The 16603-nt window shown below is 56.0% G+C and carries 14 protein-coding genes; 10 read left to right on the top strand and 4 right to left on the bottom strand.

Going from position 1 to position 16603, the window contains the following annotated elements; translation table 11 throughout:
- The first annotated feature begins 185 nt into the window (after nucleotides 1-185).
- Both Poly21_RS07435 and folP read left to right on the top strand, forming a co-directional pair.
- Nucleotides 186-2636, top strand: a complete 2451-nt coding sequence (locus Poly21_RS07435; protein WP_146406234.1) for a TolC family protein — start codon at nucleotides 186-188, stop codon at nucleotides 2634-2636.
- Nucleotides 2637-2824: 188 nt separating this feature from the next.
- Nucleotides 2825-3718 (top strand): dihydropteroate synthase, encoded by an 894-nt coding sequence (folP, locus tag Poly21_RS07430; protein ID WP_146406943.1) that lies wholly within the window; start codon nucleotides 2825-2827, stop codon nucleotides 3716-3718.
- On the opposite strand, the gene Poly21_RS07425 is transcribed toward folP, so the two are convergent.
- Both Poly21_RS07425 and Poly21_RS07420 read right to left on the bottom strand, forming a co-directional pair.
- The gene (locus Poly21_RS07425) at nucleotides 3702-3914 is read right to left on the bottom strand and encodes an RNA-binding S4 domain-containing protein (protein WP_146406233.1); all 213 of its coding nucleotides are present in this window, start codon (nucleotides 3912-3914) and stop codon (nucleotides 3702-3704) included. The genes folP and Poly21_RS07425 overlap by 17 nt on opposite strands.
- Nucleotides 3911-4924, bottom strand: a complete 1014-nt coding sequence (locus tag Poly21_RS07420) for an endonuclease/exonuclease/phosphatase family protein (protein ID WP_302117988.1) — start codon at nucleotides 4922-4924, stop codon at nucleotides 3911-3913. The genes Poly21_RS07425 and Poly21_RS07420 overlap by 4 nt, the downstream gene beginning before the upstream one ends.
- A 131-nt stretch (nucleotides 4925-5055) precedes the next feature.
- Here Poly21_RS07420 and Poly21_RS07415 point away from each other — a divergent pair, with 131 nt between their 5' ends.
- The gene (locus Poly21_RS07415; protein ID WP_146406232.1) at nucleotides 5056-5925 is read left to right on the top strand and encodes a DUF1559 family PulG-like putative transporter; all 870 of its coding nucleotides are present in this window, start codon (nucleotides 5056-5058) and stop codon (nucleotides 5923-5925) included.
- A 169-nt stretch (nucleotides 5926-6094) separates the two neighbouring features.
- On the opposite strand, the gene Poly21_RS07410 is transcribed toward Poly21_RS07415, so the two are convergent.
- On the bottom strand, nucleotides 6095-8530 hold the full coding sequence (locus Poly21_RS07410; protein WP_146406231.1) for an ATP-binding protein: 2436 nt from the start codon (nucleotides 8528-8530) through the stop codon (nucleotides 6095-6097).
- 104 nt (nucleotides 8531-8634) lie between these two features.
- Between Poly21_RS07410 and Poly21_RS07405 the strand changes: the two genes are divergently transcribed.
- From Poly21_RS07405 to Poly21_RS07385, 5 genes are all read left to right on the top strand, one after another.
- Entirely contained in the window at nucleotides 8635-9480 is an 846-nt protein-coding gene (locus tag Poly21_RS07405) for a purine-nucleoside phosphorylase (protein WP_146406941.1), read from the top strand.
- Nucleotides 9481-9595: 115 nt separating this feature from the next.
- A complete protein-coding gene (locus Poly21_RS07400; RefSeq protein ID WP_146406230.1) occupies nucleotides 9596-9991 on the top strand; it encodes a tellurite resistance TerB family protein in 396 nt (131 codons plus the stop codon).
- Between the two features lie 29 nt (nucleotides 9992-10020).
- The gene (locus Poly21_RS07395) at nucleotides 10021-10659 is read left to right on the top strand and encodes a phosphopantothenoylcysteine decarboxylase domain-containing protein (protein WP_146406940.1); all 639 of its coding nucleotides are present in this window, start codon (nucleotides 10021-10023) and stop codon (nucleotides 10657-10659) included.
- Nucleotides 10638-11561 (top strand): dihydroorotate dehydrogenase, encoded by a 924-nt coding sequence (locus Poly21_RS07390; protein WP_146406229.1) that lies wholly within the window; start codon nucleotides 10638-10640, stop codon nucleotides 11559-11561. The genes Poly21_RS07395 and Poly21_RS07390 overlap by 22 nt, the downstream gene beginning before the upstream one ends.
- A 528-nt stretch (nucleotides 11562-12089) precedes the next feature.
- Nucleotides 12090-13232, top strand: a complete 1143-nt coding sequence (locus Poly21_RS07385) for a ligand-gated ion channel (RefSeq protein WP_302117984.1) — start codon at nucleotides 12090-12092, stop codon at nucleotides 13230-13232.
- A 76-nt stretch (nucleotides 13233-13308) separates the two neighbouring features.
- Here Poly21_RS07385 and Poly21_RS07380 read toward each other — a convergent pair whose 3' ends face one another.
- Nucleotides 13309-13608, bottom strand: a complete 300-nt coding sequence (locus tag Poly21_RS07380; protein ID WP_146406227.1) for a hypothetical protein — start codon at nucleotides 13606-13608, stop codon at nucleotides 13309-13311.
- Nucleotides 13609-13884: 276 nt separating this feature from the next.
- On the opposite strand from Poly21_RS07380, the gene Poly21_RS07375 reads away from it, so the two are divergent.
- The gene (locus Poly21_RS07375; RefSeq protein WP_146406226.1) at nucleotides 13885-15102 is read left to right on the top strand and encodes a PAS domain-containing sensor histidine kinase; all 1218 of its coding nucleotides are present in this window, start codon (nucleotides 13885-13887) and stop codon (nucleotides 15100-15102) included.
- A gap of 102 nt (nucleotides 15103-15204) precedes the next feature.
- Entirely contained in the window at nucleotides 15205-16587 is a 1383-nt protein-coding gene (locus Poly21_RS07370; RefSeq protein ID WP_146406225.1) for a sigma-54-dependent transcriptional regulator, read from the top strand.
- Nucleotides 16588-16603: the final 16 nt, after the last annotated feature.

The following is a 16603-nucleotide window of genomic DNA, read 5'->3' as shown; positions in this document are numbered from 1 at the left end:
CAGCCAGCTTGGTCGATAGCATTCTCGGACAGAGATCTCATGTCGCTCGGTGGAGCGTACGGCGTGAGATTTTTGTAGGGGGGCTTTCCAATTCAACGGTTTACGGGAATGCATGACACGATTGCTTTGTGGCGATCGCGATTCATGGATTTGCCGGTCACCGCCGATCCAGGGAAGTCCAGGGCATGAAACGCTCGCTGCTATACCGCTACACTGCTTACCTGCAACTCGGGCTTTCGCTCTTGATTGCCTGCGGTTGTGCACCCACTCAGCCATTCTTTCTAAACGAATCGCCCGATCTGAAGTATTACCTTCAGGCCGCGACGCAGATTGAATATCCCGATGTGGATGTCGAGAGTCTACCCGATACGACTCAGACGTTGCCCCCGCTGACGATCGGCAATCACGATTATGAGTTCTGGAACCTCGGGCTCGAGGAAGCTGTCTCGATCGCGTTGGGCAATGCCAAGTTCTTCGTTACGACCAGTGGGATCCTGGAAACTCGCCAGAATGTTGCTGACCAGTTCATCAGTGGTACAGCTGATCAGTTTGGCAGTGTCTACGATGTCGCCATCACCCAATCAACGACGCAGTCGGTTCCGCTGACCATTGATGGAAATGGCAATCGTGTGCTGCCGCGAGGCGTTCTGCGAGCTAACCAAATCGGTGGCGTGGAAGACGCATTGGCGGAGTTTGACGCACAGGCCAGCGGTTTCCTGAACTATGGCAACACCGACCGCCCGCGTAACTCGGGTGACAGCATCGTGTCACGGGCTGACTTTCAGTCCGACGACGCTACCGCTCAAGGTGCGATTAGCAAACGTCTCGCCACCGGTGGTGTTGCGACGATCCGAAACCAACTTGTCTACGGTCGAAACAATCTTCCCTTAGGAGCCATCAACTCCGCGTCACGCCAGGTCCACAGCGACTACACGGTTACCATGGAAGCTCAGGTGCAGCAGCCTTTGATGCGAAACCGCGGGACGTTGATCAATCGCATTCCCGTCGTGCTGGCCAGCTTGAACGAGGACGTTTCGATTGCCCAGTACGAAGTCCAGGTCCGTAACCTCGTCCGTGACGTTGAGGTCGCGTACTGGGATCTGTACGTCGCCTACCGCAACGTTTCGACTGCCATCATTGGCCGCAACAGTGCGATCGCGACGGCTCAATACGCTCGTTTGAACTTGGAAAACGGTACCGGCACCCGCCAGGAACTTGCCCAGTCAGTCGAACAGTACTATCAGTTTCGTGGCTTGCTCGAGTCCGCGATCGGTGGATCGAACCTGCCCGGAGCCGACCGTCAAGGCGTCTACGGTGCCGAACGCCAGCTGCGTGTGCTGCTGGGCATCTCGCCTACCGACGGACGCCTGATCCGTCCGATCGACGAACCCACCAGTGCCCGCGTGGAGCACGATTGGAATGAGTCAGTCGCCCAGGCTCTGTACCTGTCGCCGGAACTACGTCAAAAGAAGACGCGCATCAAACAAGAAGAGCTGGAACTCATCGCCGCCAAGAATCAAATCCTCCCCGAAGTGAATCTCTCAGTGCTCTACCGGTATGTCGGTGTGGGGGATACCCTCGGCCCACCATCGGGTTCCGATGTTGACTTCCCTGCCGCGGGCAGCAGTGCGTTGTCGAGCCTGACGGGTGGCAACTATCAAGAAGGTGCTGTGCGGTTGGAGATCACTCCTCCGGCCTTCGGTGCCCGGCGTGAACTGACTCGGATTCGTGGTGCCAAACTGCGTCTGATTCGCGACAAAGCGAACTTGCAAGAATCCGAGCGACTGCTCATCAGCAAGTTGTCCGACGCCGAAGCCAAAGCTGCGACGCACTACCAACTCATTCAAACCAATGCTCAACGCTGGCAAGCCGCCGAGCAAGAAGTCGAAGCCCGCCTGGCGGACTTTAAGAATGACCGCAACGGTCGGAGTCCCGTCAACGTGGTGCTGCAGAGTCAACAACGTAAAGCTCAAGCTCAGATTGAGTACTACCGTTCGCTCGGTGAGTACAATAAATCGCTCAATTACATCGATTTTCTCAAAGGCACGATGCTCGCCAATAGCAACATCACCTTGCGGGAAGGTGCTTGGAACAAGAAGGCCTACTGGGATGCTCTCGAACGAGCCCGTGAACGGAGTGCAGGAAAGGAATTCGTCTACGGCGTGAGCCGACCAGGCGTTGTCCGCACAGGACCGTTGCGAGACGCTGCCTCGGCAGCCCAAATCATCGGCAGCGGTACCATGACCGAAGGTCAGGTCCTGCCACCGGATGCTTTGATGCTCAATGATGCCAACATGAACGACTCGCTAGGAATCGACTTGAATCCCTATCGCAACTCGATCGAGGTGAACGACCAGCCCTTGTCCGAACTAGGCGACACGCCCGCCGAACTGCTTGCACCTCAACCACCTGGTATCCCCACACCGGCTCCATCGCTGAATCAACCCACCCCAGCGTCGACACAGCCCAGCGTGCTCGAAACGACCTCATCGGCACCGGCTCATGGAGCCTGGCAAACGGCTCGCCATGTCAAAACAAACGCACCGTCCGCGGCGGTGGCACCGGCATCCTACGAAAGTCCTACAGCCAGTGAATATGCTCCGCAGCCGGTACGCAGGATGGCGATCACCCGCTGAGACCAACGTGCTCCCTAGCATCGACTGAAAAAATACATTTGACTTTCCGTGTAGGGGCGGAGGCTTGAGTGGTTGTCGCCGGGTACGCGCCCGGGCTAACGACAGCCCTCCCACGACTAGCTCGATCGGTCCGCTTTGGCAGACCCTTCGGGCTTTTCGTCGTTGAACCGTCCCATTATCGAACGAACATCATCATGACTCCCATCTGGCAGACATCGAAACGCACGATTACCCTCTCGGACGGACCGCGGGTGATGGGGATTCTCAATGTCACCCCAGATAGCTTTTCTGACGGAGGGCGCCTGTTCGGTGCCGATTCATCCCTGTGCATCGATGCTGCCGTGGCGGTTGGGTTGCAGATGGTCGCCGACGGAGCGGACATCATCGACATTGGCGGCGAAAGCACTCGTCCATACAGTGACCCGGTCGATACGTCGATGGAAATCGCTCGCGTTATCCCCGTCATTGAGCGATTGGCATCGTGTACATCCATTCCGATCAGCATCGATACGAGCAAGTCTCGTGTTGCCGCAGCAGCCATCGATGCAGGGGCGGAAATTGTCAATGATGTCACCGGGCTGGAAGGCGACCCTGCCATGACAAGTTTGGTGCGTGATCGTGGCGTGGGGGTATGCGTGATGCACATGCAGGGAACCCCGCAGACGATGCAGGATGATCCACGCTATGAAGACGTCGTCGCCGATATTCGCAGCTACTTAATCGCTCGACGCGACGCATGCCTGGCCGCTGGGATTGAACAATCCCGCCTCTGCCTCGATCCTGGTATTGGTTTCGGTAAAACGCACGACCATAACATCGAACTCGTTCGTGGCATCGCCGCGTTCACGGATCTCGGATGCGCATGTTTGATCGGCCATTCACGCAAAGGATTCATTCGCAAGCGACTCCAAGGGATCGTTGATGCTGCTGGCCGAGAATATGATCCCCTGGCGGGAACCCTTGGCGTCTCCCTGGCCGCCGCCGCCGCCGGAGCACACGTCCTACGCGTTCACGATGTTGCCGAAACAGTGCAGGCGCTGACCCTGTTCAACGCCTGCGGCGCGATCAGTCATCGACGGTAACTTCAACGACCCACACCTCGCTATTCCAATTCACTTCGTCACCGGTGCGCAATTGCCGTCGCCGCCGAGTTTCAACAACATCGTTGACGAGCACCTCTCCAGCTTGGATGCGGACTTTCGCCTCCCCGCCAGTTCCAACGATACCTGCGGCCTTAAGAAAGTCATCCAAACGGATCATCGGTTGGGTATCGCTCATCTTATTTCAAACTCTGCAATGAAAGGATAGTGGTCACTGAGATCTCGGCTTGCCGAATCAATTTCCCAGTAGTGGTTCCAGTGTTCGTCGGCAGCATCCGGACCGCCGCGAATTGATAGTTCAGGACGAACCGCGACGCCCCTCAAACACAAGTCAAGTCGACCGGGTTCGTCCTCGACTAAAGATCGGCTGACGAGAATTCGATCAAACTGTTTACCTGGGAGCAAATGTGTCTGGCGCGCCGTGACTGGGACCCACTCGAGCAGATCCACGAGATCGTCGCTGGGATCGGATGTGCCCCGTGAGAGCAAAATCGCCAATTCGCTCTCCGCATCAACATCCCCGGCGGTGGAGTCGGCATTAAAATCTCCGAGCAAGATAAGATGGGTGGAAGGTTGCTGCCAAAGCTGGATCCATCGATTGAGACTCTCGGCTTGTTTAGCCCGCAGTTGATCACCGGTCACCCCGCTGCGCAGGTGCACGTTGACAACCAAAATCGTCTCTGTCTCGCCGTCGACGACGACTTCGACGATCGCCGCGAGATGCTTGGGCACGCTCGCGTACCGTTGGGTGCGGCGCATGCGTTCGGTGACATCTCCCATCATCAACGACAACACCTCAGCCGGGGCTTTCGTCAGCAACCCCACATCCTGCTCAGTGTAGCGGTCATTGCCTTCGATCGCATAATCCTCGTATTTCAACGCGTGCTCTCGATCGAGCGCGCGGGCTAAATACCACAACACACGCGGGCCTTCGACTTCCTGCAGGGCGACGATCGAAGGCCGCTCGCCGGCGATGGCGGCCGCGACAGCGTCACGCCGCCAATTCCACATACCCCGCGTCGGTGCAGACTTTTCTTGGGCAAGATCGCTGAAGTTTCCCTGTTTTGAATCATCAAAGAACCATTCGAGATTCCACGTCATCACGGTGAATACCGGCTCCGCTGCAACCGACGTTGAGCCCGGTACGCAGGCGAACAATAGCAAGGCAAACAGCGAATAGTTTTGCATGGTGATCGGTGTCCAATTCGGAAAACCCAACGATTCGGATCAATTTGCTGAGACAGCATTTAAATATCTACTACAATTGCCGCCCTCACCATACACGCTACGCTCCAAATTATCAGGACAGAGAGGTTTCCATGAAACCGAATTCATATCGCAGACAAGCGTTCTCGCTGCTAGAGCTCGTGGTGATCATCGCGATCGTCGCCATTTTGCTGGCGATCTCCATTCCTGTGGTCCGGGACATGCGGTCAATCGCTCGACGTAGCAACTGTGACCAAAATCTGACCCGCCTCCTCCTCGCCTGCCAAACGTACGCTGTCGATCATCGGCATTTGCCCAGCGGCACGTTCAGTGGATCAGCGGAAGTATGGACAGGCGTGATCTCACCGGACTCGGCTCAGATGGCCGAGCTGAGCATCTCGAGTCTGCCGGAGGGCTATCATCACAACTGGGTCTCGTCATTGCTCCCCTACCTCGATCGCAAGGCGCTCTACGATACGATTAATTTTGATGTCGGCGTCTACGCTCCTGCAAACGAGGGCGTGCGTGAAACCGACCTTCCTTTTCTCCGGTGCCCCGCATCGGTAGGCGAGCAGATCGCCACTACGACCAGTTACGCCGGTTTGCACGCCAGCGAGAGCGTGCCAATCGGTATTGATGATGATGGACTACTCATGCTCAATCATTGGATTGTTCCTGACGAGATCAGTGATGGTATCTCCTATACGTTGCTGCTAGGTGAAAAACTATCGCCCCGCGAGTATGATCTCGGCTGGATGAGTGGTACCCGCAGCAGCCTACGAAACGCGGGAACAGCAATCAATGCAGCTGTTTCACCGGAGGTGTATCACGACCCAGCCTTCGTCGGTGGCCTCGGGAGCCTCCACCCCGGCGGGGCGTCCGCTGGAATGGCAGACGGATCCATTAAGTTTCTGCAAGATTCCATCGACATGAATGTCTACCGTGCCATGGTCAACCGCAACGACGGTAAGCAAGCTGAGTAAAGTTGCCAACGCGTTGTCGCTTTCTTTGAGCCGCGACGTGAAAGTTTACGCAGCCGGGCTCGCGACGCGGCCACATGTCGCATCGATTATATCGCGACATCGAACACATTCAGCACTGCCGTCGAAACCGCTTTGCATCGCTCCCATCAATCACGCGTCAGTGTCAAACTTAGAACAACGGCACTGCCTCCCCATCAGCTGTCATCTGCCACGGTGTCCAGACGATCATGGGGTCACTGATTTTGAGATCGCTTTTTCGTGGCGAGATTTCCAGTATCTCAAGTTCCAGATTCTCAATTTGGAGTGAGCTGGTCAAATCACTCAGTTCCGCCTCTAGCTTTTCATTCATCTCGTCCATGTCCAATCGATACTCTTTGAGTTGTTGCTCAGCACGATCCACGTCGGCGTGTTGTTGGGCAGCACGACTGGCGCTCCGAGCAGCTGTCGAGACTTTCGACACATTCGTTTTGGTTGCGAACTTTCGGCCCATGAACGCACCGAGAACGGATGCTCCTAAGGACACCAAAGAACTCATCTTGGCGCTGTCATACTGAGCGGATTCACGTGACAATCGATCTTCTGCTGTGCGAATCTTACTCCGGATGGATTCCATCTTTTTTACATACTTCGCTCGCAATTTGTCCGTTTCAAGATCCCGACGCTCCCGTGCAGCCTGCTGGAAATGAAGTCGAGCTTCACTTTCGCTCATGCCTGGCGGGGCATACTCTCCCAATGCAGGACTTTTGAACAACTGCATCGGGTGGTGTCGATACAAGTAGTCCTCGAAGTCTTTGAACAATGTCTTGATGGTCGCCTTGCCTCTAAGTTCGTCCGGTAGGGTTGAAAACGCAAACGTCGGGTCCGGCTTTTTCTCGAACTCAGATGCGGGATCCTTTACTTCACTGGATTCCCAACCGTCCTTGGGAACGCCATCGCCACAGTCGAGCAATCGACGCCCATCTACCCAAGCATCCACCTTGGCGCTGCTGCGAACGTAATGCAGGCTCCCCTCACCTAGTAACGCCGCTCGATAGATCCGTTTGCCTTCACCACGAACGAAGGCCGTCGGAACCAGGAACGACTCGCCCATGCCTGCCGGCAGCACCGGTCTGGTCGGGGTGACCGAACGCTTCGCTACCGACGCGTTTTTTGCTTTGGCTTGCTGGGCCAAGTTGGTCTTGCGTGTCGCCATCAAGCGGCGAATTTGGTCGCGTGCGAGCGGTCCTGCAAGGAACGACATCGCCCAGCGAGTTTGGAAGAGGGTCGGAGCCGGGTCATGAACGTTGTTCATTAAAAACACGCGGCTACCGAGGGACGCCAGTAACTGTTCCATCTGACTTCGATTGAAGGGCTTGCCTGACTGAGCCGCCGCACCTTCGAGTCCCTCCAGAACCCGCGCCTTATCGCGTTCGGTCTGCAAACGACCGAGGAACCAAGTGCCGATATTGGACAGGCCCTTGTAGTCAAGGTCGACTGGATTTTGCGTCGCCAACGTCACTCCCAATCCGAAAGCTCGGGCTTGTTTGAGCAACGTCAACATCGGTGGCTTCGAGGGCGGGTTGGCGACCGGGGGGAAGTAACCCGCAACTTCATCCATATACAAAATCGCGCGGAGCGAACTGGTGCCGCTCTGTGTTCGCATCCATGCGACAACTTCATTGAGCAGAATGGTGACAAAAAACATGCGTTCTTTCTCGCTCAGATGCGCGATCGAAAGAATCGACATCCTGGGCTTACCCTCGGCGGTATGAAGCAGTTTCTTGATCGACAGCGTTTCACCTTCGAGCCACGAGGAGAACGCCGGCGAGGCGAGCAAGTTATTGAGCATCATCGCGAGTTTACTTCGCTCGCTGGTGGGCATGAATGATTCGAGATCCAGCACACCCACGCGGGTGATGGGGGGCGCGTGAATCAACCCGATCAAATCGCCCACCGAAACAGAGCGTCCCTCTCGCCAGCAGTGGTCGAGAATCGAACTGATCAGAATATGTTCTCGTGATAGCAGCGGGTCTGCTTCGATACCCAACAAAGTCAACAAACCAGATGCGGCGCCGGTAACCCGTTCCCGCATTGCATCGGTGTCGTCGAGCACTTTTGGGGGTGGTGCATCGAAGCTTTTCAACACCGTCAAAGGCAATCCAATGTTGCTGCCGGGGGTATAGATCGCAACATCTACCGCGTCTTTGTATCGGCCCACACGATCTGGAGTTTGCCCCCACGCCGCCAGGCCGTTCTTCCATTTCGTCGCTGTGGCGGTTGCGAACTCATCCAGTGTCATGCCCTTGCGACTGGCCTCCCCGGCCTCCAGCCAAGGCTGAAAATCCGCAGGCTGCATATCGGGAAACGCCAGCATCAGATCGGCAAGATCACCCTTGGGGTCGATGCAAATCGCCGGGATCCCATCGATCGCCGCCTCCTCCAACAACGAGATGCACAACCCCGTTTTGCCGCTGCCCGTCATGCCCACGCACATCGCGTGCGTGCACAGGTCTTTGGCGTCATAGAGCATCAAGTCGTCGAGCAACTTGCCCTCGGCCGTGTCGTAATGGCGTCCCAAGTAGAACGTCGCAAGCTTCTCAAATACATCGGGCGAAGGAGTGGCCATGGCAAAATCAGTCGTCAGAGGCAATGCAAAGAATCATCTTGGCTGATAACATAGCCAATCGACACGCCTTTCGTAGCGGAACTCGTCCTCAGCCAAACTATTTCATGCTCCATCTCCACGATAAAATTCAAGAATCCTGTGCGTACATTCGTCAGCACAGCAGTCTGCCTCCTCGAGCTGGCATTATTCTCGGTACGGGCCTCGGTGGGTTGGTCGGTGACATTGATGTTGAGGCCACGCTGGACTACGCAGATATCCCCAATTTTCTCAGTTCGACTGCCACGGGTCACGCCGGTCGCCTCGTCATCGGCACGCTCGGTGGTGTCCCGATCATGGCGATGGAAGGGCGATTTCACTTCTATGAAGGTTATTCGCTGCAAGACATCACGCTTCCCGTGCGTGTATTCAGGGAGCTTGGCGCGGAGTTGTTGATTGTCAGCAACGCCTGCGGGGGGCTCAACCCGTACTATCAAAACGGGGATATCATGGTTATCGAAGACCAGATCAATCTGATGGGCGGCAATCCGTTGATTGGAATCAATGACGATCGGTTGGGACCGCGGTTCCCCGACATGTGCGAGCCCTACGATCAGGAGTGGATCAAGCGAACAATGAACGTCGCCCACCGCGAGGGACTGTTCCCTCACAAAGGCGTCTTCGTGGCTGTGGCAGGTCCCTGTTTAGAAACCCGCGCAGAATACCGATTTCTCCGTAATGCAGGCGCTGACGTGGTCGGCATGAGCACCGTGCCTGAAACCATTGTCGCGATCCATTGCGGATTGAAGGTTGTGGGCCTCAGCGTAATCACCGACATGTGTTTGCCCGACGCGATCCAACCCGCCAACGTTGCCGAAATCATTGCTACCGCCAATGCCGCTGAACCTCGACTCCGAGCGATCGTCCGTGGCGTCGTCGGCGAACTGAGTAGCAGCGAAGCTCCTGAGCTGTAGGTTTTCGTCGCGGTATGCGTATCCGTCCGATTCACCCCTGTGTTCATTCTGCTAAAATGCTGCCCTGCTCACCGCAGTAGTCACTTCTCAACAAATCGCGAATCACCCGGCTCCCATGAGCGAACCCAACTATACCGAGCGTCAAAGGCATCTTCGCAACATCGTCGTGATGGCATTAGCCGATGGCTCCATTGGCCAGCGTGAAGTCGAATGGGTCGCGGATCGCTGCGTAGCGCTCGGGCTCGGCCAAGACGATTTACAATCCGCCCTCGCCTACGGGCTCGGTGATGACGCCGCCCTTGAACTACCCGCGGATGAAGCCTCGCGCGAGGCGCTCCTTGCTGATTTAATCTCCATGATGGCGGCCGACGGACATCTTGCCGAATCGGAAAAGCGGCTGTTTGCATTGGCCGCCGCCCGCATGAATATTGTCGGTGAGCGTCTTGATCAGATTATCACAGCGGTTGTCAGCGGCAGGGATTCTCGCGGATCCAAAGACAACCCGGCGTGAGCGATGAAGCCCCACGACGTGCGAAGATCCTGATCACCTCCGGTCCCACGCGACAGTATCTTGATCCCGTCCGATATCTGACCAATGCGTCGAGTGGCAGGATGGGTGCCGCCCTTGCTGCCGCCGTGCTGCAGCAGGGCCATGACGTCGTGATCGTGTCCGGCCCCGTCGGCGTTGATTACCCCGCGGGCGCCCAAGTCATCCCCGTCGTTACGACCGACGATATGCTCAACGCCGCCGGCGAGATCTTTCCAGAGTGCGACGGCGCCATTGGTGCTGCGGCTCCCTGTGACTACAAGCCACTCAAGGTTTCCGACCAAAAGTTGTCCAAAACAGGTGAACCACTCGCCTTGGAACTTATTGAGACACCCGATGTCATCGCCGTCCTCGGTCAAGGCAAACGCAGCGACCAATGGGTCGTCGGCTTCGCGCTCGAAACCGATGACCGGCATTTCCGTGCTACCGTCAAACTGCAAAAGAAGTGCTGCGACCTGATGGTCAGCAACGGTCCCGAAGCGATCGATGCGGCCGATAATAACGTTGAGTTGTTGGGCCCAGATGGTCGTATTATTGAAAAGATTTCGGGCAGTAAACAGCATGTTGCCAACCGACTTATCCACCAAATTCACCACCGCCTGATCCTGTCATGCCCGCAACAACCGCAGTGAATCTTCAAACGACTCTGGGCCGGCTCACGCTCCCTAATCCGATCATGGTCGCCTCGGGCACGTTCGGCTACGCGCGCGAGATGCAGTCAATCGTCAACCTGGATCGACTCGGCGGCATCCTGCCCAAGACAATCACTGCGGAACCCCGTATCGGCAACGCTCCTTGGCGCACTGTAGAAACCTCCGCTGGCCTGCTCAATGCAATCGGCCTCGATAATGATGGTGTGGAGGCCTTTATCGAGCACCACCTGCCGTATCTCGCCACCCTCGCTGCTCCGATCGTCGTCAGTGTGGCAGGCCGCACGGTAGAGGATTTCACGCAGCTCGCCACGCGAATCGGCGAATGCGACGGGGTCGCCGCGATTGAACTCAATCTATCTTGTCCCAACGTCAGTGGCGGTGTCGACTTCGGTACCAATGCTGAGTCCTGCCAGCGCGTGGTAGCGTCAGCTCGCGCCGCCACGAAGGTACCCATCCTGGCTAAGCTCACCCCCAACGTCACCAGCATTTCGGATATTGCCCGCGGTGCCGCCGATGGCGGGGCAGATGCGGTCTGCCTCACCAACACAGTCCTTGGGATGGCAGTTGACTGGCGGAAACGGCGCCCCATTCTCGGCAACGGAATGGGCGGTCTGAGCGGTCCGGCGATTAAACCCATTGCTCTCCGCTGTGTCCATCAAGTCCGCCGAGCGGTCCAAATCCCTATCATCGGGATCGGCGGCATCGCCAGTCTCGACGACGTCATGCAATTTCTCATTACGGGCGCATCGGCTGTGCAGATCGGGACGGCTAACTACTACGACCCCACCCTCTCGATGCGTCTTGTCGACGAACTCCCATCAGCGCTCGCCGAACTTGGTGCCACTACCATCGCCGAAATTGTCGGCACACTGGAAACCTAAGACGCGCTGGATCTGGAATCATTGTCCCGCCAAATGTGTTGGCCGACGGCTCTGATACGACCACCACTGCTAAGTCGCTTTGGGTAGCATCATCGCCGCCCGGACGCGATCCCCGGGGCGTTGGTGATGGGATTGGTCACAGTTTGCTCGCCCCGCGTTGGAAAAATACCTTTGAGTGGACACGACGCATCCTGTCCGCGATATCTGCTCTAACGTTCCGTGCCGCATCGTGAAGGTGCGACCTACCACCGCCACGGGGACCAGCGCATTGGATTTCTCCAAGTACCACGGAATTGATGGGGCCGCTGCGAGAGCACGAGATTCAGAGGTGGGGATGCGCAAAGTCATTGCGTCTGCTGTGAAAGCGTTATATCAAAAAAACAGGCCAGACATAGAATATCCGGTGCCTTGCGGCCGCCCATGGGTTGACAGTACATCGCCTGAATGCACTGCTTCGCACCTAGATGCACCATGAGTCGGCATTTAAATTTTCATCACCCTGGGTCACGAAGTGCAAGCGAGAAGTTGGTGGCAAACGATATCGAGACGAAAGCGCAACAAAGAACGATTTGGATCACCGCAAACCGATGGCTAAGCGGCTTGGTTTCAGTCGCTTTTGTCGCGATAGGTTGCGGGCAACTTGCTGCCGCCGAACCTGATGTCGCGCCGCCCGAGCCAACGGTGGCGCAGTGGCATCCACTCAATCCCCCAGTCGCTGACGGCCCGGTGAGTGTACACGCTACTTTCGACCTGCTGAGTATCAGCGGCATTAACGACGAAGCGGAACAGGTTGGGATTTCCGGAGTGCTCACACTCGTGTGGAAGAATGCCAACCAGTCATTCGACCCGGCGCAAGAAGGCATTCGGGAGAAAGTCTTTTCAGGAGATTTTCAGTTTTATGAGGTATACAGTGGCTGGTACCCCCAGGTCACGCTCGCGAACACAGCGGGAGAATACGACACCTCCGCAGTTGTCCTCCGGGTACAACCCGATGGCACCAGCACTCTCAGTCAAGCTATCGATGCGGTTGCGAAGGTGGATCTCAATATGCGGCGGTTCCCCTTCGACCGCCAGCGTTTAGAACTGGTCTTCCGGATATTCGGCTTTGATTCGAGTGTCATTGCGTTCGATGACACGTCGAGCGCTGCGTCCACCAACGGATCGTTTACGAAGGTTCCACAGTGGTCCCTGAGGAAGATACATGCGTCGATGGGAACACTCGATGCCTCAGAGAGCATAGGGGTAGGACCGGCTTCATCATTTGTGGTCGCTATTGATGTCAAACGAGAGCCGCTGTTTATGGTCCGCCTGGTGGTGGTGCCATTGAGCTTGATTGTGATGCTCTCGTGGTCAGTGTTTTGGATGGACCGCTCGTCGGTCGGCGACCGTGTGAACGTTTCATTTGTGGGGATTCTTACTGCGGTGGCGTACCAAATAACGTTGGTGGGAATCGTGCCAAATGTATCGAGCGTGACGATGATGAACGCCTTCCTCAACCTCAGCCTCCTGATCATGTGCGCCACCGTCGTGGTGAGCCTGTACGTGAACACGGTCGACCGGCATGGGCCTATCCGAGGTGATCGCATCGACCGCCGTTGCCGCTGGTTATTCCCACTGAGTTATATTGCGCTCAACGCGGTCATACTGATTTTGGCCTTTTTCTTCTTTTGAGTAGGTCCGCTGAAACAGCTGGACTCGGATTGTTCGTGCTAAGCTACCCTCGAACGCACCCGGCGTTCGCTGCAGGTCACTTCTCGATCAAGCGAGTCGATAGGTCCGTTGTGGGCGTAACATCCGTGGTGAACGCGTCAGGGTTGACGAACATGTAGAGAATCGTGAGCACGGCTGGAAGAAGAATCAGCATCAGGAACCACCCGATGAGCTGGAAGACGTACTTTTCTTCGTCGCAATAGGAGCGTTTCAGTGACTGAGGATCAGCCGGCTCGTCATTCCATGACGGCGTTCGTTCGCTAGCAATTCTCGTCGGTGTAGGGAGATGGCGAGGCAACTCAATGGGCTTGTGTTCGGGGACAATGACTGGGGTCATGGCAATCGCCTCCGGTCTGATTGGACAACGACAACGGCGGATTCCTGTTTACCCGATCCGGTGATCGGCTGGATTCATTGACGCACCGTTGTCTGGATTGTTCTGAAGTAATGCAATCATCGCGCCGGACCTCTATATTGTGTGAATCGCTGGGAAAACCATCGTAGGATGCTACGACGCGTCAACCTGCGTTTCACTAGCGTCAACCTAGATTGACGCCTCGAGCGTCTCCAGTACCCCCTGCGAGATCGACTTCCACGGAGCTAGAATCACGGCATGAACGCACCACCACCGGATATTCCCAAGCGAGGGCATCCCATTCCGCCGGAGTTCTTCCGTTCGATCGCTGACTGCACTGTCGACTGGGAGAGCTGGCATTCGAGCGATGGTCAAGTTCTATGGGTTAACGACGCTGTGCAACGTTTTACCGGATACTCGCCGGAGGAATGTATGGCGATGGCAGACTATCCATTGCCGATGACGTCTCCGGAGCATCGAGATCGTATCGCTCGTTACCTCATTGAAGCCAGCAGCGGTAGCACGGGAAACAACATTGAGTTTGAGACACTGCATCGTGACAACTCGAAGTGCTGGGTCGCGGTGTCGTGGCAACCAATGACGGACTCCGATGGGCGCTCGTTGGGATTTCGAGCCAGTGTGCGGGATGTCTCGGAAAAGCGTCGCATGCGAGACCAATTGCGATTGCACAACGAGCACTTGGAGCAACTCGTCCAAGAACGGACTGCTCGTGTTGCGGAACTGGAACAACATCGATTGAAGATGGAGAAGTTAGCGGCGCTCGGTGAATTGGCCGCTGGGGTGGCTCATGAGATCAATAATCCGTTGGCTGGTATCCGAAACGCGTTCGTATTATTGAAGCGTCATATCCCGGTCGATGTGAAGCACTACGACAAGCTCGACCTCATCGACGGGGAGATTGAACGGATCAGCGGAATCACTCATCAGATGTATCAACTCTACCGCCCCAGTCAGCAGCGCGCCTCCACGTTCTCGCTCAAACAAACCGTTGATGAAGTCATCGCTCTGGCGTTACCAATGTCGCGAAAGGCGGACGTCAAAGTCGATGCCTCATTCCGTTCGTCGGCAATGGCCGAGGGGCTCGCGTCGGAAGAGGTCTGTCTGCGTGAAGGTGAGCTGCGACAGGTACTTTTAAACCTCATTCACAATGCGATTCAGGCTTCGGATCCGGGAAGTCGGGTGGATGTTTGCGCTGCGACGGATGAAAGGCACACTACTTTGACAGTCACCGATTACGGGCAAGGCATTGCCGATGATGTCCTTGCCAAGATCTTCGACCCATTCTTCAGCACTAAAGTGGAAACCGTTGGACAGGGCATGGGCCTTGGGTTATCGGTTTCGCGAGGTCTCGTGGAGGCAATGAATGGAACCATTGATGTCAACAGCGAGAAGGGAAAGCGTACCAGCTTTGTGGTCAGGCTGCCTAGACGATTGTCCGATGAGGGGCGTCGCTGATGACTCCGCCAGTACTCACTATTCGGACAGAACAAATTCGTGCCCTGAACCCCAATAAATTCGTCCTCCGAACCCATAGTTGGATAATTTCAACAGAACCGCATGGAAAATAAACAAAGAATCTTAATTGCCGACGATGAACCACTTTACCGTGACACGACAGCGGACTTGCTGCGAGAAGAGGGGTTTGAGTGCATCTGTGTCGAGAACGCCGACGATGCGATCAGCCTGCTCAGTGAGCATCCCTTTGATCTGATCCTGTCAGATTTGAACATGCCGGGCAACTTGAAGCTGGAACTGCTTAAAGAAGGACGTATCAAGTATTCGCATATCCCGATGATCGTGGTTACCGGCGTACCCTCTGTCCCCACGGCGATTGAGAGTGTGCGACTGGGTATTGCGGATTACTTGCTCAAACCGGTCCGGTTCGAGGAACTGCTCAGTGCAGTCGAGCGGGCGCTCCGCCATCAAAATCCGCCGCCCGAAGTAAGACCAGGCGTTCCCACCGAGGTCAAACCGCGTGGCGCGTTTCCCGAGATTATCGGAGACTGTTCTTCCATGACGGAGCTACTCGACATCGTCGATCGGGTTGCGGCGAGTAACACAAACGTCTTGATCACTGGTGAAAGCGGAACAGGCAAGGAAGTTATTGCTGCAGCGATTCACAACCACGGTGCTCGTCGACACCATGCATTTCAGATTATCGACTGCACAGCAATACCCGAATCATTGTTTGAATCCGTTTTGTTCGGCCACGTGAAAGGTTCGTTTACGGGAGCAATTAAGGATCAGATGGGATTGCTGCGCCGGTGTGACGGTGGCACCGCCTTCTTCGACGAACTGGGCGAACTACCAGCAGCATCGCAAGCGAAATTATTGCGGGCGGTCCAGGAACAAACTTTCACGCCAGTGGGTGAGAGCAGGCCGGTGAAGGTTGACACGAGGTTCATCTGCGCAACCAACCGCGATCTGCAAGCAGAAGTTGATGCTGGACGGTTTCGCCAAGACTTATACTATCGTCTCGCTGTGATCCCAATCGAGCTGGCTCCGTTACGCGATCGCGGTGACGACGTCATCCAGTTAGCGCACTATTTTCTCGAGCGCCATCGGCCCGCTGAAGCAACGGTGAAGGAGTTCTCCAGTGAGGTGATTGATTGTTTCAAAGCATACCGCTGGCCAGGAAACATCCGCGAATTACGGAATGTTATCGAACGGGCGATCACCCTCGCTCGGGGCGACAAGATCGAAGTATCCGACCTCCCACCCCAATTACGGACGCCTGACGTCTCCAGTATCGACTTGTCGGTTTTGTCAGAAATTTCGCGTGACGTCGCGCTCGATAACGCAGATCGTGCCTATCTGACCGCAGTACTCAAAAAACATAACGGTGTGATCGCCAGTGCTGCGAGACAGGCTGGCATCTCTCGCCAGGGAATGAATAAGTTGCTCAAACGCCACGGGATTGAAGCAGACGATTTCCGTTAAAGGTGCCGTAGCGCCG

This window comes from Allorhodopirellula heiligendammensis (genome assembly GCF_007860105.1).
Lineage (GTDB): Bacteria > Planctomycetota > Planctomycetia > Pirellulales > Pirellulaceae > Rhodopirellula > Rhodopirellula heiligendammensis.
The sequence above is the reverse complement of the archived record's forward strand: the minus strand, read 5'-3'. Positions and strand labels throughout refer to the sequence as shown.